The sequence below is a fragment of the Pseudomonas syringae pv. coryli str. NCPPB 4273 genome (assembly GCF_000972175.1).
Lineage (GTDB): Bacteria > Pseudomonadota > Gammaproteobacteria > Pseudomonadales > Pseudomonadaceae > Aquipseudomonas > Aquipseudomonas syringae.
In genome coordinates, this window is the sequence record NZ_AWQP01000016.1 from 34,783 (window position 1) to 57,498 (window position 22,716).

21 protein-coding genes and 1 pseudogene are annotated in these 22,716 nt (G+C 58.6%); 10 read left to right on the forward strand and 12 right to left on the reverse strand.

Annotated elements, in window-relative coordinates; all coding sequences use genetic code 11:
- The first annotated feature begins 50 nt into the window (after window positions 1-50).
- The 3 genes from P406_RS07840 to P406_RS07850 all read left to right on the forward strand — a co-directional run bounded on the left by P406_RS07840 (window position 51) and on the right by P406_RS07850 (window position 3,502).
- Window positions 51-890, forward strand: a complete 840-nt coding sequence (locus P406_RS07840; RefSeq protein WP_046235934.1) for an HDOD domain-containing protein — start codon at window positions 51-53, stop codon at window positions 888-890.
- A 170-nt stretch (window positions 891-1,060) separates the two neighbouring features.
- Window positions 1,061-3,037: a DNA topoisomerase III gene (locus P406_RS07845; RefSeq protein WP_046235877.1), complete on the forward strand. Its 1,977-nt coding sequence runs from the start codon at window positions 1,061-1,063 to the stop codon at window positions 3,035-3,037.
- A 63-nt stretch (window positions 3,038-3,100) separates the two neighbouring features.
- Window positions 3,101-3,502 (forward strand): RidA family protein, encoded by a 402-nt coding sequence (locus P406_RS07850; RefSeq protein WP_003319308.1) that lies wholly within the window; start codon window positions 3,101-3,103, stop codon window positions 3,500-3,502.
- A gap of 7 nt (window positions 3,503-3,509) precedes the next feature.
- On the opposite strand, the gene P406_RS07855 is transcribed toward P406_RS07850, so the two are convergent.
- Entirely contained in the window at window positions 3,510-3,821 is a 312-nt protein-coding gene (locus tag P406_RS07855) for a DUF6482 family protein (RefSeq protein ID WP_024647907.1), read from the reverse strand.
- 205 nt (window positions 3,822-4,026) lie between these two features.
- Here P406_RS07855 and P406_RS07860 point away from each other — a divergent pair, with 205 nt between their 5' ends.
- The gene (locus P406_RS07860) at window positions 4,027-4,398 is read left to right on the forward strand and encodes a PH domain-containing protein (RefSeq protein WP_004410746.1); all 372 of its coding nucleotides are present in this window, start codon (window positions 4,027-4,029) and stop codon (window positions 4,396-4,398) included.
- A gap of 45 nt (window positions 4,399-4,443) precedes the next feature.
- Here P406_RS07860 and P406_RS07865 read toward each other — a convergent pair whose 3' ends face one another.
- The 3 genes and pseudogenes from P406_RS07865 to P406_RS30170 form a co-directional block, all read right to left on the reverse strand.
- Window positions 4,444-6,240, reverse strand: a complete 1,797-nt coding sequence (locus P406_RS07865) for a methyl-accepting chemotaxis protein (RefSeq protein WP_046235878.1) — start codon at window positions 6,238-6,240, stop codon at window positions 4,444-4,446.
- Between the two features lie 162 nt (window positions 6,241-6,402).
- Entirely contained in the window at window positions 6,403-7,266 is an 864-nt protein-coding gene (locus P406_RS30165) for a methyl-accepting chemotaxis protein (protein WP_370737594.1), read from the reverse strand.
- Window positions 7,261-8,016 (reverse strand): annotated as a pseudogene (locus tag P406_RS30170) (MCP four helix bundle domain-containing protein); the annotation flags it as partial. The gene P406_RS30165 and the pseudogene P406_RS30170, both read right to left, overlap by 6 nt.
- Window positions 8,017-8,220: 204 nt before the next feature.
- Between P406_RS30170 and P406_RS07875 the strand changes: the two are divergent.
- Complete coding sequence (locus tag P406_RS07875) at window positions 8,221-9,165, forward strand: DNA/RNA non-specific endonuclease (protein ID WP_046235880.1); 945 nt, start codon at window positions 8,221-8,223, stop codon at window positions 9,163-9,165.
- A 97-nt stretch (window positions 9,166-9,262) separates the two neighbouring features.
- Here the strand turns inward: P406_RS07875 and P406_RS07880 are convergent, their stop codons facing one another.
- The 7 genes from P406_RS07880 to P406_RS07910 form a co-directional block, all read right to left on the reverse strand.
- A complete protein-coding gene (locus P406_RS07880) occupies window positions 9,263-10,183 on the reverse strand; it encodes a substrate-binding domain-containing protein (protein WP_046235881.1) in 921 nt (306 codons plus the stop codon).
- Between the two features lie 18 nt (window positions 10,184-10,201).
- Complete coding sequence (locus P406_RS30480; protein ID WP_046235882.1) at window positions 10,202-12,187, reverse strand: methyl-accepting chemotaxis protein; 1,986 nt, start codon at window positions 12,185-12,187, stop codon at window positions 10,202-10,204.
- 207 nt (window positions 12,188-12,394) lie between these two features.
- Window positions 12,395-13,231 (reverse strand): DUF1206 domain-containing protein, encoded by an 837-nt coding sequence (locus P406_RS07890; protein WP_004410736.1) that lies wholly within the window; start codon window positions 13,229-13,231, stop codon window positions 12,395-12,397.
- Between the two features lie 108 nt (window positions 13,232-13,339).
- Entirely contained in the window at window positions 13,340-14,431 is a 1,092-nt protein-coding gene (locus P406_RS07895) for an SMP-30/gluconolactonase/LRE family protein (protein WP_046235883.1), read from the reverse strand.
- A 115-nt stretch (window positions 14,432-14,546) separates the two neighbouring features.
- Entirely contained in the window at window positions 14,547-14,858 is a 312-nt protein-coding gene (locus P406_RS07900) for a hypothetical protein (RefSeq protein WP_046235884.1), read from the reverse strand.
- Window positions 14,855-15,385 (reverse strand): DUF2778 domain-containing protein, encoded by a 531-nt coding sequence (locus P406_RS27305; protein ID WP_082100738.1) that lies wholly within the window; start codon window positions 15,383-15,385, stop codon window positions 14,855-14,857. The genes P406_RS07900 and P406_RS27305 overlap by 4 nt, the downstream gene beginning before the upstream one ends.
- 23 nt (window positions 15,386-15,408) lie before the next feature.
- The gene (locus P406_RS07910) at window positions 15,409-15,909 is read right to left on the reverse strand and encodes an Hcp family type VI secretion system effector (RefSeq protein ID WP_004410730.1); all 501 of its coding nucleotides are present in this window, start codon (window positions 15,907-15,909) and stop codon (window positions 15,409-15,411) included.
- Between the two features lie 366 nt (window positions 15,910-16,275).
- Between P406_RS07910 and P406_RS07915 the strand changes: the two genes are divergently transcribed.
- The 3 genes from P406_RS07915 to P406_RS07925 all read left to right on the forward strand — a co-directional run bounded on the left by P406_RS07915 (window position 16,276) and on the right by P406_RS07925 (window position 18,191).
- A complete protein-coding gene (locus P406_RS07915; RefSeq protein WP_046235886.1) occupies window positions 16,276-16,647 on the forward strand; it encodes a hypothetical protein in 372 nt (123 codons plus the stop codon).
- 2 nt (window positions 16,648-16,649) lie between these two features.
- Window positions 16,650-16,832, forward strand: coding sequence for a DUF1289 domain-containing protein (locus P406_RS07920; protein ID WP_003315517.1), 183 nt, complete (start codon window positions 16,650-16,652; stop codon window positions 16,830-16,832).
- 105 nt (window positions 16,833-16,937) lie between these two features.
- Window positions 16,938-18,191, forward strand: coding sequence for an MFS transporter (locus P406_RS07925; protein WP_046235887.1), 1,254 nt, complete (start codon window positions 16,938-16,940; stop codon window positions 18,189-18,191).
- Window positions 18,192-18,197: 6 nt separating this feature from the next.
- On the opposite strand, the gene P406_RS07930 is transcribed toward P406_RS07925, so the two are convergent.
- Window positions 18,198-18,947 carry a carbon-nitrogen hydrolase family protein gene (locus P406_RS07930; RefSeq protein ID WP_046235888.1) on the reverse strand — a complete coding sequence of 250 codons (750 nt, stop codon included), beginning with the start codon at window positions 18,945-18,947 and terminating at the stop codon, window positions 18,198-18,200.
- 161 nt (window positions 18,948-19,108) lie between these two features.
- Between P406_RS07930 and P406_RS07935 the strand changes: the two genes are divergently transcribed.
- Together P406_RS07935 and P406_RS07940 are read left to right on the forward strand one after the other, a co-directional pair.
- Window positions 19,109-20,410 carry an Nramp family divalent metal transporter gene (locus tag P406_RS07935; protein WP_004410722.1) on the forward strand — a complete coding sequence of 434 codons (1,302 nt, stop codon included), beginning with the start codon at window positions 19,109-19,111 and terminating at the stop codon, window positions 20,408-20,410.
- Window positions 20,411-20,590: 180 nt separating this feature from the next.
- Window positions 20,591-22,702 (forward strand): TonB-dependent siderophore receptor, encoded by a 2,112-nt coding sequence (locus P406_RS07940; RefSeq protein ID WP_046235889.1) that lies wholly within the window; start codon window positions 20,591-20,593, stop codon window positions 22,700-22,702.
- The last annotated feature ends 14 nt before the right edge of the window (window positions 22,703-22,716 follow it).

The following is a 22,716-nucleotide window of genomic DNA, read 5'->3' on the forward strand; positions in this document are numbered from 1 at the left end:
AACTGGCTATGGTTGAAATCATCCCCCGCCCTGCACAGGATGGCCTCGCCATGCCAAGTATCGAGCAACTTTTTGACGGTTTGCATAGCCTCCCGAGTATTCCCAAAGTGGCTCAGGACTTGATGCTGCAATTTGACAATCCCGCTTCCAACCTGGAAAGCATTGCCCGCAATATAGAAAAAGACCCGGTGATTGCGGCCAAGGTATTGCGCCTGGCCAACTCGGCGCGCTTTCGTGGTTCGAGGGAATCCTCGAGCATCGAAGACGCGGCCATGCGCCTGGGTTTCAATACACTGCGCACGCTGGTAATGGCCTCGGCAGTGACCGGTGCATTCAAGGCCGGACCGAGTTTTGATCTCAAGGGGTTCTGGCTGAAAAGCTTTCAGGTGGCAGGGATCTGCCGGATGCTGGCGAAACAGACCGGTGCCGACCCTGAAATCGCCTTTACCTGCGGGGTCATGCATAACATCGGTGAGTTGCTGATCCAGACCGGCGCGCCCGATGTCGCCGAGCGCCTGAACAACGCCGCCAAAGCCGGGACGCCGGGGCGTGCAGCCAGCGAAACCCTGCAACTGGGTTTCAGCTACCCGGAAGTCGGCGCAGAACTGGCCCGTCGCTGGCATCTGCCCCAGGTCATTCGCCATGCTATCGCCTATCAGGCGACTCCGCTGAACGTACCGAAGGACGCACCGAAGGACGCGTCTTTACCGAGGATCGTCGCCCAGGCCATCACCATTTCGGACGCGCTGGAGGCCCACGGCGGCGCGACACCTCAGGCGCAGCAGGCGTCAGGCGGGCCGCTGATGGAAGGCATCGATCTGGACGCGCTGTTTGCCGGGTTGCCAGCGGTGCTGGAAGCCGACAAGGCGTTTTCCGAATTGTTGAGCTGAGTCACCGGCAACTCTACAGGCTGAACCGCGCACGCGGGCATGGCGTCGAGCGGTCCATTGCTGAGGCCGCACAGTGCATTTATCTGTATATCCATACAGATAAAACTTGCCCGCTACGCATTCAACGTTCATCCTTGCAGCCCTTGCACCGGTAATCGACGACGGTAGTCATGCGGCTGTTTCTCTGCGAAAAACCTTCCCAGGCCAAAGACATTGCGGCTGCGCTCGGCGCGACCCGGCGTGGCGACGGCTGCTGGGTGGGTGCCAATGCGACGGTGACCTGGTGCATCGGCCACCTGCTGGAAACCGCCCCGCCCGACGCCTACGATGCACGTTACAAACGCTGGGTGCTGGAAGACCTGCCCATCGTGCCGGAAAAATGGAAGATGCTGGTCAAGCCCAGAACTGCCAGCCAGTTCAAGGCAGTCAAACGGCTGCTGGGCGAAGCCCGGGAACTGGTGATCGCCACCGACGCCGACCGTGAGGGCGAAATGATCGCCCGCGAATTGATCGAGCACTGTCGTTATCGCGGGCCGATTCAGCGTTTGTGGCTGTCAGCACTGGATGACGCCTCGATCCGCAAGGCCTTGGCGGCGCTCAAGCCCGGTGCCGATACGTTCAGCCTTTATCACTCGGCACTGGGACGATCACGCGCCGACTGGCTGATCGGCATGAACATGAGCCGTCTGTTCACCCTGCTGGGTCGACAATCCGGTTATCAGGGCGTGTTGCCAGTGGGCCGTGTACAAACCCCGACCCTGCGACTGGTCGTGGACCGTGATCGCAGCATCGCCAACTTCGTCCCGGCGCCCTACTGGGCGATTGACGTCAGGCTGCTGCATGACAATCAGGCTTTCATTGCCCAGTGGCGCGCACCATCGGATGCCTGCGACGACCAGGACCGCTGCCTGAACCAGGCGCTGGCGCAACAGGCTGCGCACGACATGCGCGCCGCCGCCAGCGCACGACTGGTCAAGCTGCGCACCGAACGCATTCGCGAAGCCGCGCCCTTGCCGTTCGACCTGGGCACCCTGCAGGAAATCTGTTCGAAGAAGCTCGGGCTCGGCGCGCAGGAAACCCTCGACATCGCCCAGTCCCTGTACGAAACCCACAAGGTCATCACCTACCCGCGCAGCGATTGTGGGTACCTGCCGAACAGTCAGCACGGTGAAGCGGCAGGTATCATCGCGGCGCTGTGCAAGTCCGACCCTGCGCTGGCAGGCCTGTCGCCGCACATGGACCCACAACGTCGGTCGCGCGCCTGGAATGACAGCAAAGTGACGGCCCACCACGGCATCATTCCCACTGCAGCGGTGCGCGGCGTAGAGCGTCTGACCGGTAAACCGCGAGCGGTGTACACCCTGATCAGGGCGCGTTACCTGGCCCAGTTTCTGCCCAACCATGAATACGACCGCACCCAGGCTGACTTCGACTGTGCGGGCCACGCGCTGCGTGCGGTGGGCAAGCAGATCGTCGAGCCGGGCTGGAAGCGTGCGATGCCCGAAGCGCTGGCCCCGGCCAAGGGTCGCGAAGCGCCTGCCCCGCAGCCGTTGCCGGCATTGTTTCAGGGCTGCGAGTGTGCAGTCGCCGAGGTCATCCTCAAGGACCTCTGGACCCAGCCGCCGAAACCGTTCACCGAGGGAGACCTGATCAAGGCGATGAAGAACGTCGCCAAACTGGTGGAAGACCCGCTGCTCAAACAGAAGCTCAAGGACACCACCGGCATCGGCACCGAAGCCACCCGCGCCGGGATCATTCAAGGCCTGCTGGACCGTGGCTACCTGACCAAGCAGGGCAAAGCGCTGTGCGCAGCACCGGCAGCCTTCAGCCTGATCGACGCCGTGCCGCGTGCCATCGCTGACCCGGGCACCACCGCCATCTGGGAGCAGGCGCTGGACATGGTCCAGAGCGGCGAAATGAGCCTCGAAGAGTTCGTTGCCAAACAGGCGGCGTGGATGAGCAAACAGGTCAGCCGTTGCGTTGGCATGCGTATGAGCATCAGCGGGCCGGCCAGCCCGGCAGGCGTTGCGCCGCCCTGGAAGAAAAAACGCAAGACCACAAAGCGCGTCGCCAAGACCTCCACCGCCACAGCGGACACTGCGGCGAAAAAGCCGCGGCGTGCTGCCAGACCGGCCGCCAAGGCGTAGGCCGCAACAGCGATAGCCAGATCAGCCATTGCACATTCAAGCGTTACGAACAGGTGTTACAACATGTCAGACCGAGAGCTCATCATTCCGCCCACCATGCAGTCGATCATGGACCGTGCAGGCTATGCACCTGCGGTCAGGGTTGGGGATACCCTGTATTGCGCGGGCCAGGTGGGACGTACACGGGATATGGAGGTCATCCTCAACCCCGAGGCGCAATTCATCGCCTGCTGGGAGAATCTGCGCACGGTACTCGCCGAGGGCGGCTGCACCTTCGACGATATCGTCGACATGACCACTTATCACGTCGCCATGAGCGAGCACATGGCGGTGTTTCGTGACGTGAAGAACCGCATTTTCCCGCGTGGCCAATGTGCCTGGACCTGCATCGGCGTGGCCGAACTGGCGCACCCCGGATTGTTGCTCGAAATCAAGTGCGTTGCGGTCAGGCGCAACAACGCCTGATCGGCAATCACAGGCTGGAGCGCAAGGGTATCTCGTGCCGCGAAGACTGTGCCCGGACATCGTCCAGACCGACCATTTCGTCATGCGCCACGGCCTGGGTCATGAACAACTTTACGTCAGACACCGAAGACAGCACCTTGCGCGCTTCTTCCACCGAGGCAACGTGCAGGGTTTTCCCGCTCGAATCTTCCACCGGCACAGACTTGCCGTCGAGCTTTGCGTGCAGCACGTAGGAACCGCCTTCCATGGAGATCAGATCGAGTTCACGAACCGTTTGATCCTTTACATGCTTGGTCAGGTCTTGAATGTTCAAAGTCACACCTCCGGTGGCGTTCTGGAAATCAGCGCCGCTTGAAAATGGAGCTTTTATTGGCGCAAACGTTCAGTCGTTTGGGGCACCGCCAGCCTGAATATCCATGTCGCAAATACATGAGACAGGTTGAGCGATGTTATTCTGCGACGGCTTCGGACACCCGGCTGCGCACGTCGCGTACCCCCCCGAACAGATGTTCAAGGATAGACAGATGATCGACTTCAACAACAAGGGCTTCTTCAAACTCAAGCAGAATGACGAATACGCGGACCGGGTCAAGGACCTGCTGCTCGACGGCGAAGAGGTTATCGATGCTTATAAGTCCATGCGCGATGGCGTAGTGTTCACGACCAAGCGCATCATCGCGGTCAATGTCCAGGGCCTGACAGGCAGCAAGAAGGACTTCACTTCCCTGCCGTACAAGAACATCGTGGCCTGGTCGGTCGAGACCTCGGGCACCTTCGATCTGGACTCTGAACTGGAAATCTACTTTTCGGCGGTCGGCAAGGTGAAATTCGAATTCACCGGCAAGACCTCTATCGTCCAGATATCCAGGTACATCTCCCAACATCTGCTGGGCTGAAAAGCGCCATCAGCCTGCGCATGGCGCAGGCCCTGGCATATTCAGTCACTTGCCCAGCAGCAGCGCTGCATCGAAGCCCATGCGCAAGTTGCCCCAGTGGCGCCCTTCAAAGAAGAACGGCACATCGATTTCAGTCATGATTTCGCCGGTATCACGCAGGTAAGTCTGCAACAGAAAACGCTGTTTATTGCCCGCAGCGCGCAGGCCGATCGGGTCGGAGAACATGCGTTTGTTGCGGCACACCGGCAGGTCGACTTCACGATTGCCGGTAGGTTTTTGCGATACCCAACTGTTGTTGACCGGGCAATAGCCCTTGCTGTCGACGATGAAGGTGACCTTGCCGCCGCGTGTGCCCTTGGTCAGCTTGTCACATTCTTCCTGGCAGATTTGCGCAAAACGCTCGGTGTAACCGGTCGTGTATTGTTTGGGATCTGTGCCCGGAATCAGCTTGTAACTCTGATCGAACAGATTGACGCCCTGCTTGTGCAGCTCGGCCAGGCGTGCTTGCAGAATGTCACGGCACTGGCTGGCGCGAGTGATCGCCGCATCCAGTTCGCCATGCCCAAGCACGAATCGCCCCAGCAGCGCCTGCACCTGCTCGGCCACGCTTGACAGATCCCGGGTGGCCGTCGCGGAGTGCTGCATGCGCTGGTCGATGGCCTGGCTATCGGAATAGATCCGCGTTACCCGCTCATTGATCCCCGTGTTTGTAGAGGCGAACTGCTGAATGTGCGCAGCGATGTCGGCGAGCTTGTCGTTGGTCGACTCGAAATCGCCGATCATGCTTTCGAAATGGCCGGACGCACGCTCTACCACCAGCTGGGTTTCGCGGGCGCTGTGGCTGATCTGAATGGTCTGTTCGTGTGTGGAGCTGACTTCCTGAAGCATGGCGTCGATGTTGCGCGAGATGTCGTCAGTGGCTTTACTGACGTTTTGCGCCAGCGTGCGCACCTCGTCAGCCACCACCGCAAAACCTCGACCACTCTCCCCTGCACGTGCCGCTTCGATGGCCGCATTGAGCGCCAGCAGGTTGGTTTGCGAAGAAATCTGCTGAATAAGGCCGACAATCGACTTGATGCTTGATGAACGCTCATTCAAGCCAGAGACCAGTCCACCGAACTCATTGAGGCTGCTGGATATCTGGCTGATGTTTCCGGTCACTTCCAGCAATTCGGCATAAGAATCGCGCGCCATGCTCAGGTTCTGCGCGGTGGTGCTGGAAATGCCCTGGGTCTGCTGCGAGACATCCTCGATGCTGCCCACTGCCATGTTGCTCTGGTCCATCACTTCTCTGGCGAAGCGGGCCTGATCGGTCGCGCTGTCGCTGGAATCACTGATGTTCTTCAGCGAACGTGCCGACTCGACGGCGATCTGCACAGTCAGCCCCTGAATGCTGCTGATGATCTCGCGCTGTTTGGCCAGAAAGAGATTGCAGGTACTGGCCAGCCCGCGGATCTCGTCATGGGTGAGCAGCGGCAGGTCCCTCGACAGATCACCTTCGCCACTGGCGACTTCTTCGAGCGCGCGAGTCATGGACATCACCGGACGCACGATCAGGTGGCGGAAATACCAGACCATGAAGCTGACCATGACCAGCGTGAACAGCGTGCTCAGCAGAATCGCGTTGCTCAGCAGATCCAGCTGACTCTGAATCACGCCCAGCGCGGCGGGGTCCGTTTGCGTGCCGCGCAATTGCAGCATGATGTCGGAACGAATGTTCAACGCTACCCAATACAGCAAGGCGCTGACCAGGACCAGCAGGAAAAGGCTTGATAGCTTCTTGGTCAGCGTGTTGAAAAACTGCCTTTCAACTGACTCGTACAAAGCCTTTAACGTCTGCATTTTGCTGCTCCTGGGTACAAGGGTGGTTCTGGTGCGATGGTTAACGTCTCTCGCTACCAAAGCTTTAATGCGTTCGCCTTCAGCAGAGGCGGAAAAATTTCGGCCACGCAGCTCACGGCGCTTTTCGCGCCGCAGAGTACTGCAGAGTTGGGCAATTTGATATCACAGCTGAAAGCGATCGACCGATTGTGAAAGCTGCCCGGCCATTACCGACAGTTCATCAGTAGTACTGGCGGTCTGGCCGATAACCCGGCTATTGCCCTCGGACATGCTGGCAATCATTTCAACCTGATGAGCGATTTCATTACTGGCCAGGCTTTGCTCGCCAATGGTGCGGGTGATGTCGTTGACCAGTTGCGTGGTGCTCAGCGTGGCATCCAGGATATCGCTGATCGCACGTTCCACTTCGGCGGTCACCGCCATGCCCTTGTCGACCTGGGCCACACCGGCCTCCATGCTGGTAACCGCTTCGCGGGTGCTCTGCTGAATGCGCGCAACCATGGTGGTGATTTCCTGAGTGGAAGCACTGGTGCGCCCTGCCAGGCTGCGCACCTCGTCGGCCACCACGGCAAAACCACGGCCCTGCTCGCCAGCGCGGGCGGCTTCGATGGCCGCGTTGAGCGCCAGCAGGTTGGTCTGGTCGGCAATGCCCTTGATGACCTGAATAATATTGAAGATGCCTTCCGAATCCTTGTCCAGCGTGCGGATCACCTGAGCCGACTGCTGCGCCGAGCGGGCAATGCTGTCCATGTCACTGACCACCTGATGAATCACCCGGCCGCCGTTCTTGGCCAGGGATTCGGCCTGACTGGCCATTTCCAGGGCCTGCCCGGCATGCCGGGTGATTTCTTCAATGCTTGCGGTCATCTCGCTGGTCGCCGCCGACATGGTGCCGGCTGCCGAACTCTGCTGCCGGCTGCTGTCGGCCACCTCATGGCAACCACTGCTGAGCTGACGACTCATGCCACTGACGTCATTGGCATTGCTGCGCACCACCTCGATCATGCTGCGCAGGTCACGCTGCATGATCGCCAGGCTGCGAATCAGCATGCTGGCTTCGTCACGGCCACCTGACTCGGCGATGGGTTCGCGCAGGTTGCCATGGGCAATACTGTCGGCAATACGGCTGGCGGACGCGAGCGGGATCATGATGCTGCGCGTCACCCAATGCCCCTGGATCAGCAGCAGCAAAATACTGATCGAAAGCACGACCGCCAAGGTGACATTGGCACTTCGCGTGGTCTGACGGGTGCGTTCGCCGCTGGCTTTGGAGTTGTCCTCGATCAGGTCACTCAAGCTCGACATCTGCCCCTCCAGTTGCGTGAAGGCACTGGAAAATGTGCCCAGCTCTTGCTGCGCGCGGTCCGGACTGTCGATGGCCAGCCCGACAATCCGCTCGCCTGCGCTGATATAGGCGTCGAGGCTCGGCTTGATCCTGCTCAGCTCTGCCTTGATGGCTTCGGTGAGCGGCAGTTGCAGGTTATCGCTCACGACCTTGCGAAACAGTGCGGCATGCTCTTTGAGGGATGCCTGCACTTCATCACGCGAACTGTTGCTCCTGCCCAGACCAAACAGCATCGCTGACAGCACATCGGCGCGCAGCGCGTCGTGCATCATGTCGGCTTGCAGGTGATTGCCCAGCGCAGCCATGCTGACTTCACTGTCGAGCATCGCCGCCTCCATGCGCGTATTACCCAGGTAGTTGACCAGGCTGATGATCATGACGGTCAGCACACTGGTGCCTATCAGCAAGAACAGACGTAGTTTTATCGACATCCTGTAGCCCTCCGGCCAATGAAATAACGCGAGCTGCGGATTGCTCTTATCTACAGCTTATCGACGCACGTTGCCAGATACTTAAGCCTATTTAACCGATTTTGCCGAATCGTCAGCCGATAATGTCGAACGCCCGGCCTGACGCCGCTCTGTAACGCGTCTATGGTGAACTAAAGACATTCAATCCCCACAGGAGCAAGCACTGTGCCTGACAAGAAGTTCGCCATCGATCTCGCCTACCGGCCCCGCCTTGCCGACCTCAAACCACTGATGTCGACTACACCCTTACTCGAACCACAGGCGCTGGCCGCAGGACGCACCACACCAGCAAGCGACTTGAAAAAACGCACCGGCTATGCCGAGAACTTCCTCGGTGATTTCATCGTGCCCTGGCCGACAGCCGACGAGGAGCTTGCGCCTGATGTCTATCCTTTGAAGAACACGGGGGATCGTCTCGATTACACGCACTTTTCCATCACCATGTCGCGCAGTCGGCGTCTGGCGCTGTATGTCGGCGTCAACATTGATGGTGCCAACAGCGTAGAGGTCAAACGCAGCAAGGATTCCTGGGCCTTCGACGGCCGTCTGCCTGCCGAAGCGCAGATTGGCGAAAGCGTGTACGCCGACAACCTGCTGGATCGCGGCCATCTGGTTCGACGGCAGGACCCTAACTGGGGCAAGGAAGCCGAAGTCGCCAACAGTGACACCTTCCACTTCACCAACTGCTCGCCGCAGATGGGTGCGTTCAACCAGAAGACCTGGCTGGAACTCGAGGACTACATTCTCGACAACACACGACGCTGGAAATCACGGGTAACGGTGTTCACCGGCCCGGTGCTGCGCGACGACGACCGCAGCTACCGCACTGTCAAAATCCCTTCAGCATTCTGGAAGGTCGTGGCGTTTCTCGGTGATGACGGCAAGCCTTCGGCCAGCGCCTACATGATCGACCAGACCCGCGAGCTGGGTAAGCTGGACATCATGTTCGGCCCGCTCAAAACCTGGCAACGCAGCGTCGCGCAGATCGAGCAACTCACCGGTATCCGCTTTGGCGACCTGTCCAGCTACGACGGGTTCTCCAACGAAGAGCGCCTGACCGGCACACGCATCGAAGCCCAGATCCGCGGACCGCAGGATATTCGGGTCTGACCTGCAGGTCAGCGCGGCCTACTCCAGGTTCGACCCCGAGTGTGCAGCAAGGACACAAACGTGTGACGCCCAGCGCCACACGTTTGTAACCTGAGCACTACTCGAACTGCTGACGGTTTTCCGGAGTAATGAGCTTGAACGGCACCCAGATGACCGGCGACGCCAGGGTTTCGCCGCGCGCCATGCGCATCGCGGCATCCACTGCGCCGTTGGCCTGCCCGAGCGCATCCTGGAACACGCTCACCGCCATCTTGCCTTCGGCCATCAGCTTCAAACCATCCGGGGTGCCATCGATCCCGCCCACCAGATAATCACCCGCCTTTTTGCCGGTTTTTTCCAGCCCCATGATTGCCCCAATGGCCATTTCGTCATTGTTGGCAGCGATGATGGAGAAGTCCACGCCCTGCTTGACCCATTCAATCACGATGGTCGCAGCCTGACTGCGCTCCCAGTTGCCGATTTTCTTCTGCACAACCTTCATGTCCGGGTACTTGGCGACCACCTTCTCCACGTCCTCGGTGCGCATGACCGATGATTTGTTGCTAGGGTCGCCGACCAGAATCACCACATTGCCCTTGTAATTGGCGCGGCGGGCCAGCTCTTTCATCTGCAATGTGCCGGATTCCAGTTCGTCAGAGCCGACGAACGCCGTCAGCGCAGGCCACTTGGCAGGCTCCGGATTGCGGTTGACGAATACCAGCGGAACCTTGGCCTCGTTGGCCAGACGCATCATTTCCGACGCACTTTTGCCACTCACCATGGCGACAACGATGGCATCGACTTTCGAGTTCACCAGATTGCGAAACTGCCGCATCTGCAGTTCCACGTCGTCCTGGCCGTTTTCCATGAAAATGTCGGCGTCCAGCAGCGCTACCTGTTTTTCCACGCCGTGGCGCAGGATGGTCTGGAAGTTGTCGTTGTATTTGGCCATGCCTACACCGATCAGCGGCGTGGCAGCCTGCGCCAGGCCAGCGAACAGCAGGCTCGCACTCAGGGAAATCGATAACCACTGTTTCATGTTCTGACTCCCGGGGCGTTAAACGCTGAAATGATGGAGCAGCTCGCGCTGATCCCTGGCCATTTTCGACAGGTCCTGACTGCTGATTGCCGATTGCTCGGCACCGTCGGCGGCCTGCTGGGCGGAATCGTTGATGTGCGTGACCATGCGACTGGTCTCCTGCACGGTCGCGCTTTGCTGTTCGGTGGCCGCAGCGATCTGAATGTTCATGTCGCGAATCACATCCACCGCCTCGCCCATTTCCACCAGCAATTGATCAGCGCCGGAGGCCAGTGTCACGCAATGGTCGGACTGGATCTGGCTTTCGTTCATCACCTCTACCGCCGAATGGATCTTGCTCTGCATCTGGCCGATCATTTCCTGGATTTCGCTGGTGGAGGTCTGAGTTCGACTGGCCAGCGAGCGCACCTCATCGGCCACCACCGCAAACCCCCTGCCCTGCTCGCCAGCCCGCGCCGCTTCGATGGCGGCGTTGAGCGCCAGCAGGTTGGTCTGTTCGGCAATGGTGCGAATGGCGTCGACGATGCCGTCGATGTTCTGCCCGTATTTCTGTAACTCGTCGGTCACCGCAGATGCCTTGTTGACCTGTTCAGCCTGCTGGCGAATGTTGACGATGGTTTCAGCCACGCGCTTTTGCACTTTCCCGGTCAGCTCACTGGTGCTGTCCACCGCACCGCGTGTGTCCTGAGCCCGACGGGCGACTTCCTCGACCGTGCTTTCCATTTCATTCATGGCTGACGCGGCAGAGTTGAGACGATCCTTCTGCTCGTCGACCACGCGGGTAGTCTGCTCACTGATCTGCGCGTTCTGGCTGGCGGTCAGCGCCAGGGCATCGGCCGACCCGATCAGCTGGCGAAACGTCTGTTGCAACGACTGGGTGAATTCATTGAGATAACCACCCAGCTCACCAAACTCATCGCGGCGGCTGACGTCGAAACGTACCCGCATGTCGCCACTGGTGAGCGTCTTCAAAACCTCGCGAAACGCAGCCAGAGGGCGACGCAGGCTGAAGGCGACCCATGTGCCGATGATCGCTGCCGCCATGACGGCCAGCAGGCAGGCGATCAGCAACAGGCTGAGGCTTGTGGCAATGGTCGAGTCCGCCCCGGCCTTGGCCTCGTTGGCCACCGCCAGTGACTGATTGCCGAACTCGCCAATCTTGCCCAGCGTTGCCTGAAGACGGGTTTCCGCTGCCTGGCGCTGTTTGTCGACCTGCTCGGCGAGTGCCGCTTCCTGCCTGTAGGCCTGATAAACGCCGTCGCTGCCGGTCAGATCGTTAAGCAGGCGGTTGACCATCACGCCGGCAATCCGGCCAGCACGCGGGTCGGCTGCGATGAGCTCCCGTGTGCGGGTGCTGATCACCTCATCCTGCAGGTTGAGCACGCGCTGCAAGGTCTGAATATTCGGTGTGGCGGCATGGGCAGCCAGACCTTCGTAGGATTTGCCGACATCCAGTAACAGCTTTTCCCCCGCTGCCACCGTCTCGGCGGAGCCGGCGTTGCGCTCGCGGGCAATATAGTCACGAAGATAACCGGTCAGTTGCGCGCCCTGACTGCTGCTGTAGCCCTGTAACACTCGACTCTGAAGTGCCTGCAGAACGTGCTGTCGATGGCTGGCGATCAGGGTCTGCGCCTGCTCGGCATAAGCAGCACTCAGTTGGCGTTGCTGGTTCAGGTTGTCGCGCAGTTCGGCACGATCGCCAATATAGGCAGGCGTGCTGTCAAGCAGCTGATTGAATCGGGTCATGCTGTCGTTGAAGGGCTGTTTGCCATCGTCGATCTGTTTGGGATCAGTGCTGACCAGAATCCCGAGCAATGCCTGGTTGGCGCGCAGCACATGCACGTAAAGCTCGCTCGCCGCCCTGCTCAACGGTGCGGACTGCCCTGTAATGACGCTGATCCGATCACTTATGGAATGGGTGCTTTGATAGCTGATACCTGCCATGGCGAGCAGCAGTACCACCAGCACAGCAAATCCACCGATCACTCGCTGAAGAATGGTCATGGCTATCCTCTTTTATTTTTATTGCGCTGAATCTGATCCGGGCCCGCGTGGAGAACGTCAGTCCGGAAAATGATCGCAACGCTAAAGAGAATGTCGGCCGCGCCAAGGGTGACTTGAGACGTAGATCACATTATTTTTACTGGCAGGCGCCACTAAAGGACTGCCTGACCTGAGACGTCACGCAGTCCTCTGCCAGAATACGGGCGATCAGCGGAAATGACGCGCCACAGCCTCCGGCGCATCAGGCACGTCCATATTGATCCGGCGCCAGGCCGCCTGGGCGAAGCTGTACACCGAAAACGCGATCAGCCCAAGTGCCACGATCAGCAATACCAAGCCGCCTGCGGGCAAATCCTGCAAACCGTTGAGCGCATCTTTCATGCCAGGCGGGTGCATGGCCTGATAACTGGAGCCGCTGACCGCCAGTAACACGGCAATTTCAATGAACGCCACGCCGCGGGCTATCAGGCCGAAGCGCGAGACAGGACGCACGTATTTCATGACGTCTTCGTCGGCCTCGAAATACTTCTCGAAGGACGCCTTGTAGCCCTTGATTATGTGCACAATGCCCACCCCCAAGGGCACCAGGGCGACCACATAGACCAGCAGATTGGAATGATCCCAGGACAGAATGGCCGCCAGCAGGTCCTTGGCCTGACCACCGTCCGATGAGCCGCCGGAGCTCTTCAGCCCACTGACCAGCAGGCCCAGGGCAAAGAACGCCAGTGCGCCGTACGTAAAGCCGCCCACCAACAGACCGCCGCGAATCACCAACCCCTTGAATTCGCGGCCATGGTGGTCAACGTCCCGGGTAGCCTGCAAGACACGCCATGCCGCGAACGCCAGCAGGCCGACGATCACCACCCCGACCAGAACACCGCCGAAAGGCTGGCTCAACAGCGCCTCAAGACTGCTGTGGCTGTCGGCCGGCTGCGAGGAGCCCTGCGCCGCCAGTACCGCGAACAGACCGATAATCAGATAAACAACACCACGGGCGGCATAACCGCCTCGTGCAAGTAGAACAAGGCCGCGTTGCGCCGACATAAATAACTATCCCTGAAAGTAATTACAGGAACAGACCGGGCACGGCCCGAGGGGTTCGACCCGATTGACGACGCGTCGTATCATGCGCCGTCATCGGGTCACGCGCCGTCAGGCAAACGTAGCACCGCGCGCGTTCACGAACACCGAATAAAGCGAATGGCTGCTGGCCATGAACAGCCTATTGCCCTCTCGCCCGCCGAAGCAGATGTTGGCGCAGCGTTCGGGCAGGCTGATGTGGCCGATGGCCTTGCCTTGAGGGTTGAACACTCGCACGCCGTCGAGTTTCTCCATATCCGCTTTGGGATCACCGTTACCGCCCCAGCCGCACCACAGATTGCCGCTCTCGTCGCACTTGATGCCGTCTATCGCCGCGTAGTCCAGGCCTTCGATAAGCTTGCGCCGCTCGCCCAGCGTGCCGTCTTCCTTGACCGCTATAGCCCAGATAAGGCCATTGGGTCTGGCCCGCCCTTCGACCACATACAAGGTTTTCTCGTCCGGCGAAAAGCACAGGCCGTTCGGACCTGCCAGATCATCGATCACTCTGGAGACCTTGCCGTTCGAGGGGTCTATGCGATAGACGCCGAAAGGTTGCTCCTGCTTGACCTTTTGACCTTCGTAGTTGCTTTCGGCCTGGAAGGTGGGATCGGTGAACCAGATAGACCCATCCCGTTTGCAGGCGATATCGTTGGGCGAATTGAAAGGTTTGCCCTCGAAGCTGTCGGCCAGCACGGTGATGCGCCCGTTGTACTCGGTACGCGTTACCCGCCGCCCCTCATTGGTCGTGCTGGAGCCCTCACAAACCAGCAGCCTGCCCTGACGGTCGCGACACATGCCATTGGAAAAGTTCGAGTGCTCGCGGTACACCGACAGCTCACCCGTCACTTCGTCCCAGCGCATGATGCGATTATTGGCGATATCGCTGACCAGCAAGTAGCGCCCGTCACCGATCCACACCGGCCCTTCGGCCCAGCGCATGCCGCTGGCCAGCTTCTCGACGCTGGCATTGAATATTCGTATGTCGGTAAAGCTGTCATCCAGCACACGGACCAAAGGGTCGGGGTAGCGTTGGGTCAGCGGCTGAGCGCTGGAAAGACGCGGCAATGCGCCGATGGCGGCAACGGTTGCTGAAACGGCCAGCGATTTTTTCAGAAAGCTCCGACGGCTTGGCTCCAGAGCGGGGCTTGAGGTTGAGAAATCCATCATGCGTCTCCTTGTTATTTTTGGAATGGCGCCGGCCTTGCGACCGAACGTCATCCTACAAGATAACGCTGCATGGCTTGAATGATGGCCGTGTGAGATCAGGCAGCACTGCGTATTATCTGCCAGCTCTCTTATTAGCTGCTGACTGCTGTTCTGCTCTGAACGTATGAAGCCTTTTAGCTGCAGCGCCCACAAGAAACGCCGATGGAACCAGCATGACGAATACCATCAAGGCAAGAAGCATGAACTCTCCATCCTCGCCACCGATTATGCCTAGCGCACTCACTGCTGAAGCATACATATCGAGGCCTGTTTCAGTTCCAAGAAGCCAGCCAATAAAGCCTAAAGCGACAACCCACTTAGTGAGCAGCGCAGCCAGTACCAAAACCAAAACGCCTATCATGATGAGTTTCACTATCTTCTTCATTTGGAATTTTTATCGCCAGCACCGACCACATCTATCACCCCATAATACTTGAGATTCGTTCCGCTGATAACCTCCCCTCTCTGGCTGCGAAGATACTTCTTAAGCTCATCGAAACCAATCTGAGAATTAAGAGTAATGCAGCCTTCGCTTAGACCACGCGGTCCGACGGGGTGTAGCCTAAACGCGCCACGCCGTATAGTATCAACAGTTGTCTGATCATCAACTTCCCCGTCATCTCTATAGAGACCAAACCACTCTCCTCTGTCTGTGCCAGCCAAAAAGTCTTGTAACGGTTCTCTAACCCAACCGAACCTGCCCCCACTTTGCCGATCAACAATAAAATATCGCCCAGTTGGAATTGCACCTTTCCCCTGAACAGACTGATATTGAGGATTGTTAACAAATGGAGCCCCCATACCCGAGAACGCTTCATAGCTAGCTTGACCACAACGTAAGGTGCTCACGGATTCACTGTTTAATGAAAAGCTGCAATATGCAACATTAGAATTATTGGTATTTTCCAACATATAACACCCTTCCCTGGCAAAAACTAGGCGTAGACTCTATTTTTTATACCATCCCAACCACCCGCTACTTGTCCGCCGCCTTGACCATCGGATCGCTTCTGCTGGGTATAAAGCATTTTTATGCGCCCATAATTAAGGCGCACTGTTTCAGTTGGAAAACCACTTTCAATCGAGCCATTGCCATTCAGAGACACCGAAGAAATTATTACCTCTTCAAGCTTTATCTCTAGATATTTTATTTTTTCCGTACCTGCACGATTTACAGCGATAGTGACCTCTTTGAAATGCTTACCACTGCAGCAAGCCTCATGGAGCTTGGGGGTAGATTTATCAACAGCTTTACGGAAAAAGAAATCGCTCATACTGGCTCGCCCGCTGCTTGCACCGCCAGCGCTTGTTGTCGTCGCCGAAGCTGACTGGCTTGCCCCCACATCAAAATCCGAAAGCTCTATCCAATCTTTAAATACAGCGTCAAGGGATTCGCCAGGAATACCCTCGATCTGCATGTAAGTATCAAACGCCATAGCACTACCCCCTGCGTACAGTTAACAAAAGACCTATAATCTACAAATAAAGTGCCAAACACACCTATATGAGACACAATCACTGAACACTCCTTAGCCGATTAAAACGTCGCCAGCTCGACAAGCAATAATTCAATGCACACAAGGATGCCCGAACAACACATGTTAGCGCTATCGTCCTTATCTGAAGATAATGAAGGACACGTCACACCGAAACGTTTAAAAATAAACAAGACCTCACAGTTATGTACTTAATCTGAGGCCAACTCGGAACCCAGCTTCCACATTCTTGATTGCCTCAGCCTGTAAGCAAAACCAGCAATCAGGTATCGTGACCATCTTTCCCTCTACACTTCAAGGCCCCCCATGCCATCCAGCAAACGCGAACAGGCCCACACAGATCGGCGTCTGGTGAGCGCACTGACGAACGCCTGCGAGACCGCCAAGGCCGAGATGCCCGGTTTCTGCTGGCTGACTCATGAAGTCGATTACGCGGCGTTCCCGGCCAGCCTGCAGGTGGTGTGGGTGTTTGACACGCTGGCTGACAAGAACGCTGCGCTGCAGCGCGGGTTGGACAAGCGCATGACCGGTCTCACGGTAGAGGCACTTGACGATGCTCAGGTCAGCCTGTCGAATGCAGCGGCACATGTGCATGTCGACTGCGAAGAGCAGTGCTTGCGCGAGAACGCGGGCGACTGGCAGCAGCGCATCAAACGCAAATACGCCAGACGAGGTTGAGCATGGCCAAGGACATCGAAAACCCGTGCATTTCCGTGTGCCAGCTCAGCGGCGATCTGTGCGTGAGCTGCGGGCGTACCAAGGACGATATTCGCAAATGGAAGCGTATGAAACGGCCTGAAAAGATGGCAGCCGTGCAACGCGCGACCCAGCGACTGAAAAGCCTGCAGAAAAAGAGCATTTGAAGCCTAAATTTCATCTTGGGTGCGGAAACTTCTTTAAAACGGCCCGGGTCAGTATTACCCGTGACTCGGTTGCCTGGAGTCGGACGAATTACAGGAACTTCACTCTTGGTCAGTCATGCAGATCGCCGCAACACCCTTTCACTGGACAGTCTGAATTTCTTCCTTGCCGATGTGCGCGATGGCCTGGGACCGTATCTGGCGATCTATCTACTGGCGGTGCACAAATGGGACCCGGCCAGCATCGGCGTGGTGATGACCATTGCCGGCATTGCCGGGCTGCTGACCCAGACACCTGCCGGGGCGCTGATCGACCGCACGCCCTACAAGCGCGCCATGATCGGTGTGGCGGCCTTGTTGGTGACCCTGAGTTGCCTGATTCTGCCCTTTACTTCGTCTTTTTCCGTGGTCGCCCTGACCCAGGCGTTGAGCAGCATTGCGGCCTCGGTATTTGCACCGGCCATCGCGGCCATTTCGCTGGGTATCACCGGGCCCAAAGCGTTTACCCGTCGTACCGGGCGCAACGAAACGTTCAATCACGCAGGTAATGCCTGCGCAGCCCTTCTGGCTGGCGGCTTCGCCTATCTATTCGGCCCTATCGCGGTGTTTTACCTGATGGCCGCCATGGCGCTGGCGAGCATTGTCGCGGTCAGCTTCGTTTCCGCAGACGCGATCGATCACGACGTGGCTCGGGGCTTCGACGCCAGCCACGAGGTCAGTGGTCACCAGCCGTCAGGCCTTTCTGCGCTGTTAAGCAACAAGCCGCTGCTGATGTTCGGTATCTGCTGCGCGCTGTTCCATCTGGCCAACGCGGCGATGCTGCCGCTGGTGAGTCAGAAGCTGTCACAAATCAACATGCAGATGGCCACACCGCTGACCTCGGCGTGCATCGTCGCGGCCCAACTGGTGATGGTGCCTGCCGCGCTGCTGGTAGGCATGAAAGCGGATGTCTGGGGGCGCAAGCCGCTGCTGCTGGCCGGCTTTCTGTTCTTGCCGATTCGCGGTGTGCTGTACACCCTCTCCGATGATCCCTATTGGCTAGTGGCGGTGCAGATGCTCGACGGCATCGGCGCTGGCCTGTTCGGTGCCCTGTTCCCATTGATGGTCAAGGACCTCACTCAAGGCAGCGGGCGTTTCAACGTGAGTCTGGGTGCGCTGTCCACGCTGTTCGGGCTGGGTGCGGCGCTGAGCAACAGCCTGGCGGGTTTTGTCGTGCATGCAGCAGGTTACAGCGCGGCATTTCTGACCCTCGCCGGTGTAGCAGCGGTAGCGTTCTGTCTGTTGTGGCTGGCTGTACCGGAGACCCTTTCGCGCTCGCATAACGAAACCGGGCTCAAACCGGACAATGCAGTAGGCGCGTGAAACGTCTTAGCCCACTGTAACTGCTCTGACCCGCCAGCCCTCGCGCTGGCGAGTCGCGACTACCAGACCACCTCCTTCACCCTCCATCCCGCCAACCCAATGCCCTGCCTCGTCCCACAGACCACTGCGCCCCGCCGACTGCCAGCCGCCAGTCGGCCCGCCATGATTGGCCATCAATACCGGCAGTGAGTGGCGGCGAGCATGCCCCGAAAGCAGTCCGGCATCGTATTCATAGCCTCCCGGCGAGATCAGCACACTGGCTGCGTACCCCCAGGATCCGCCTTGCGCCATGCGTTGCGCGTGCTCGGCGTGGGCGAAGTCTGCACACACGCACAGACCGATTCGCTGCTGATCAACGAGCAGATAGCCGTCCTCGCTGCCGGCACTGAACACGACGTCTTCGCCGGGGTGCAGGTGTTGCTTGGCATAGGCGATGACATCGCCCGCGGCGGTGAAGGTCAATGCGCCGATCAGGACGCTGTCGCTCGCCCCCCTGAGTGGCACGCCAACGGTGGTCGTCAATTGCAATTTCACAGCCAGTGCCGCGAGCGGCGCCAAACGTGCATCGTCTGCAAGCAAGGCCAGCTCGCGAGCCAGATCCGGTTCGTAGCCTGTCAGTGACAACTCGGGAAACAGCAAGTAACTGGCGCCCAACTCAGATGCCTGTTGCATGAACGCCGAATGCCCGGAGAGATTGTGTTCGATATCTCCCCGCGCAGAGCAGAATTGGGCAGCGGCGAGTATTGGAAACATCATTGGCTCTCCAGGGAAAACGAGATTGGCAGACGCAAGCTTAGCCCGCGCCGCATCTGGTTCACACATAGTTACATTTTTACCAACGACCCATGTTGTATGACGTCCTATCTTGTCTGGCAGTGACTGACATCTCATTACAATAAAAAACGGAGATTCACCGCATGCCGCAAACCCCGTCTCTCAAAGAAACGGCCACGCCAGTAGCCGAACCTCGTCTCAAGAAATTTGCAAAATTATTGGGGCCCGGCATCATTGCCGTGCTGTCCTGGCTGGGCGCGGGCGATCTGATCACCTCATCGGTTGCAGGCGCCAGTTATGGCTACGCCATGATGTGGGTACTGGCGATTTCGCTGTTGCTCAGGTTCCTGATCGTCAACATCATCGCCCGCTTCCAGCTCTGCAATAACCAGGGCATGACCATCCTCCAGGGTTACGCGCAACTGCACCCGCTGTTCGCCTGGTTCATGCTTGGCTACGCATTGCTCATGGGGCATTTGATCAACGCCTACATGATCAAGGGCGCTGGCGAGGCGCTTGCCATGCTGCTGCACATCGACCAGCCACTGCTCTGCTCCGTCGCAGTGGTAATTGCCGTGTGGCTGTTGGTGGGCCGCAATATCTACGCAATGATCGAAGGCGTGATGAAGGTGCTGCTGGCCATCATGACCCTGGCGTTTATGACCCTGGCGATCATGTCCGGACCCGATGTCACCGGCATCATCAAGGGCACCATCGGCTTCAGTATTCCGCCTGATGAAGGCGTACACGGCGCGCTGCTGGTGGCGGTCTCGGTGATCGGCGCCGTGGCCGGGTCGATCGCCAACTTCGTCCACCCTTACGTGATGCGTGAAAAAGGCTGGACCGGCCCAGAGCACAAGCGCATCCAGCGCAACGATCTGCTGTTCGCGGTGATCGTCGGCATCATCATCAACCTGGCCATCTGGGTGGTGGGCGTCGAAATCCTGCGGCCCAACGGTATTCAGGTCAACACCTTGGCGGACCTGGGCAAGGCGCTGGAGATCTTCTTCGGCCCGCTGGGCTGGTACATCTTCTTCATCGGCGTGTTCGCCACGCTGTTCGCCAGTATTTCCGGCAAGACCACAGCCTTTCCGATGCTGATCACCGATGCCTTCCAGCACATCCAGCCCAAGCGCCGCGAACGCTACGGCAAAGTGTTCCACAACGATCCGATGCACCGCTGGTTCATGCTGTTCATTCTGGTCACCCCGCTGATCTGGTCGCTGCCCGGCATGCCGGACTTCGTGACCCTGACGCTGGGCGTCAACGCGCTGAATATCATCGGGTTGCCCGTCATCTCGCTGGGGCTGCTGATCATGTCCAATCAGAAGTCACTGCTGAGCAAGGAATACCGCAACAACTGGTTCGAAAACATCGCGCTGACCTTCGCCACCGGACTGGCGTTGTGGGTGGCGTTTCAACTCGGGACAGAGTTGCTGGCGTAAGTGAGCAAGGTCCATTTCCTCAACGGAAATGGACCTTGCGCGTGCTCGATCCCACCTGAATCCCGAGCCTCACGGCCAGAATGCCTGCTGATAGACGAACGATTAAATCTCCCTTGAACAAACAAAAATAATTCCCAAAGGAGATGTTATATTGTATCTATTATTATCAGGAAGTCTCACATGTCGTCTCGTAGAATCGCGTCTCTGGCAGGCTTGGCAATCGGAGTTTTGGGCAATACGGGATACGCGGAGGAAGGCCCGCAGACCATTGAACTGGAAAGCGTCAATGTCACTTCCGACTATCAGTACGAGACGGCGACCAGCCCGGTCCAGGGCTACCGCGCCACCCGCTCGGCCACGGCCACCAAGACAGACACCGCCATCGCGGATATCCCGCAGTCGATCAGCGTAGTACCTGCTTCAGTGCTCAAGGACCTTGGCAGCAACAATGTCGAGCGAGCGCTGGATTTTGCCGGCGGCGTGTCGAAGCAGAACAACTTCGGCGGTCTGACGCTTTACGAGTACAGCATCCGCGGCTTTACCACTTCCGAGTTTTACAAGGACGGCTTCAGCGCCAACCGCGGCTACCCTGCAACGCCGGATGCCGCAAATATCGAGCGCATCGAAGTGCTGAAAGGCCCCGCCGCCAGCCTGTACGGGCGTGGCGATCCGGGCGGCACGGTCAACATCGTCACCAAGAAACCCCAGCGTGACGCCTTTACCACCTTGCAGACCAGCGCAGGCAGTTGGGATCGCTATCGCACCGCGCTGGACGTCAACACGCCGCTGGATGAAGAAGGCAATCTGCTTTCGCGGGTCAATCTGGCCGCAGAAGACAACAACAGCTTTCGTGACCATGTAGAGAGCAAACGGGTGTTTGTCGCCCCGTCCTTCAGCTGGCAGTTGAACCCTGACACCCGTCTGCAGGTGGAAACCGAGTTCGTGCGCCACACATCGACGTTCGACCGAGGCGTGGTCGCCCCCAACAACAAGTGGAGTGGCGTGTCGCGCTCGACCTTCCTCGGCGAGCCGGACGATGACATCGATAACGACAACAACATGGTCCAGTTCGCCCTGGACCATCAGCTCAACGATGTCTGGTCGCTGCGTCTGGCCAGCCACTACAAACAGGGCGAGATGTCGGGTTTTGCCAGCGAGGCGCGCCCGCTGAATGCCGACGGGCACACTGTCAATCGCCGTTACCGGGAGCGCGACAACAACTGGCATGACAGCATCACCCAGTTGGAGTTACGCGGCCGTTTCGATGGCATGGGGGTCGAGCACGAAGTGCTGATCGGTACCGAGTACGAGAACTATCGCAAGAACGAACGCGTCACGACCATCGCTGGCAGCCCCTACGCCATCGACATCTACAACCCGGTCTACGGCCAGCCGAAACCCGCCGGCGCACGCTCGGGCACTGATTTCTACGAGCATGTCGAAAGCCGCGCGCTGAACCTGCAGGACCAGATTGTCTTTACCGACAAGCTGCGCGGCATGATCGGGGCACGCTACGAGCACTTCGATCAGCAGGTCGATGACTTCACCACCAACGCCACCTCCGGACAGCGCCAGGACGCTTTCACTCAGCGCGCCGGGTTGCTTTATCAACTCACACCGCAGGTCGGCCTGTTCGCCAACGCCTCCACTTCGTTCAAGCCCAACAATGGCCTGGATGCCGCCGGCAAAACCTTCGACCCGGAACAAGGCGTCGGCTACGAAGTCGGGATCAAGAGCGAACTGTTCGACGATCGCCTGAGCACCACCCTCGCCGCCTTTCATATCGAAAAGGAAAACGTTCTCGCGCTGGATCCGGGCACCGACACCAATCGTGCGGTGGGCAAAGCTCGCAGCCAGGGTTTCGACCTGCAGTTTACCGGGCAGGTCAGCGAAGCCATTCGGGTCATCGGTGCGTTCGCCTACATTGACGCCGAAGTGACCAAGGGCGACCAGACCATTCCCACCGGCAGTCGCATCCTCGGTGTTGCCAAACACAGCGGCAGCCTGCTGGGCGTCTATGAGTTCCAGGAAGGCGCATTGCGCGGCTCGGACGTGGGCGCTGCGTACACCTACGTCGGCGACCGCTCAGGGCAGTCAGGCTCTGACTTCGAGTTGCCGGCCTACCAGACCGTAGATTTGCTGGCGCATTACAAAGCCAGTGAGAACGTCACGGTGGGCCTGAACCTGAACAACATTTTCGATGAAAAATACTACGAGCGCTCCTACAGCAATTACTGGGTCGCGCCTGGCGAACCGCGCAACGTTACGGTCAGCCTGACCCTCAGCCTCTGACGCCCATGACAACC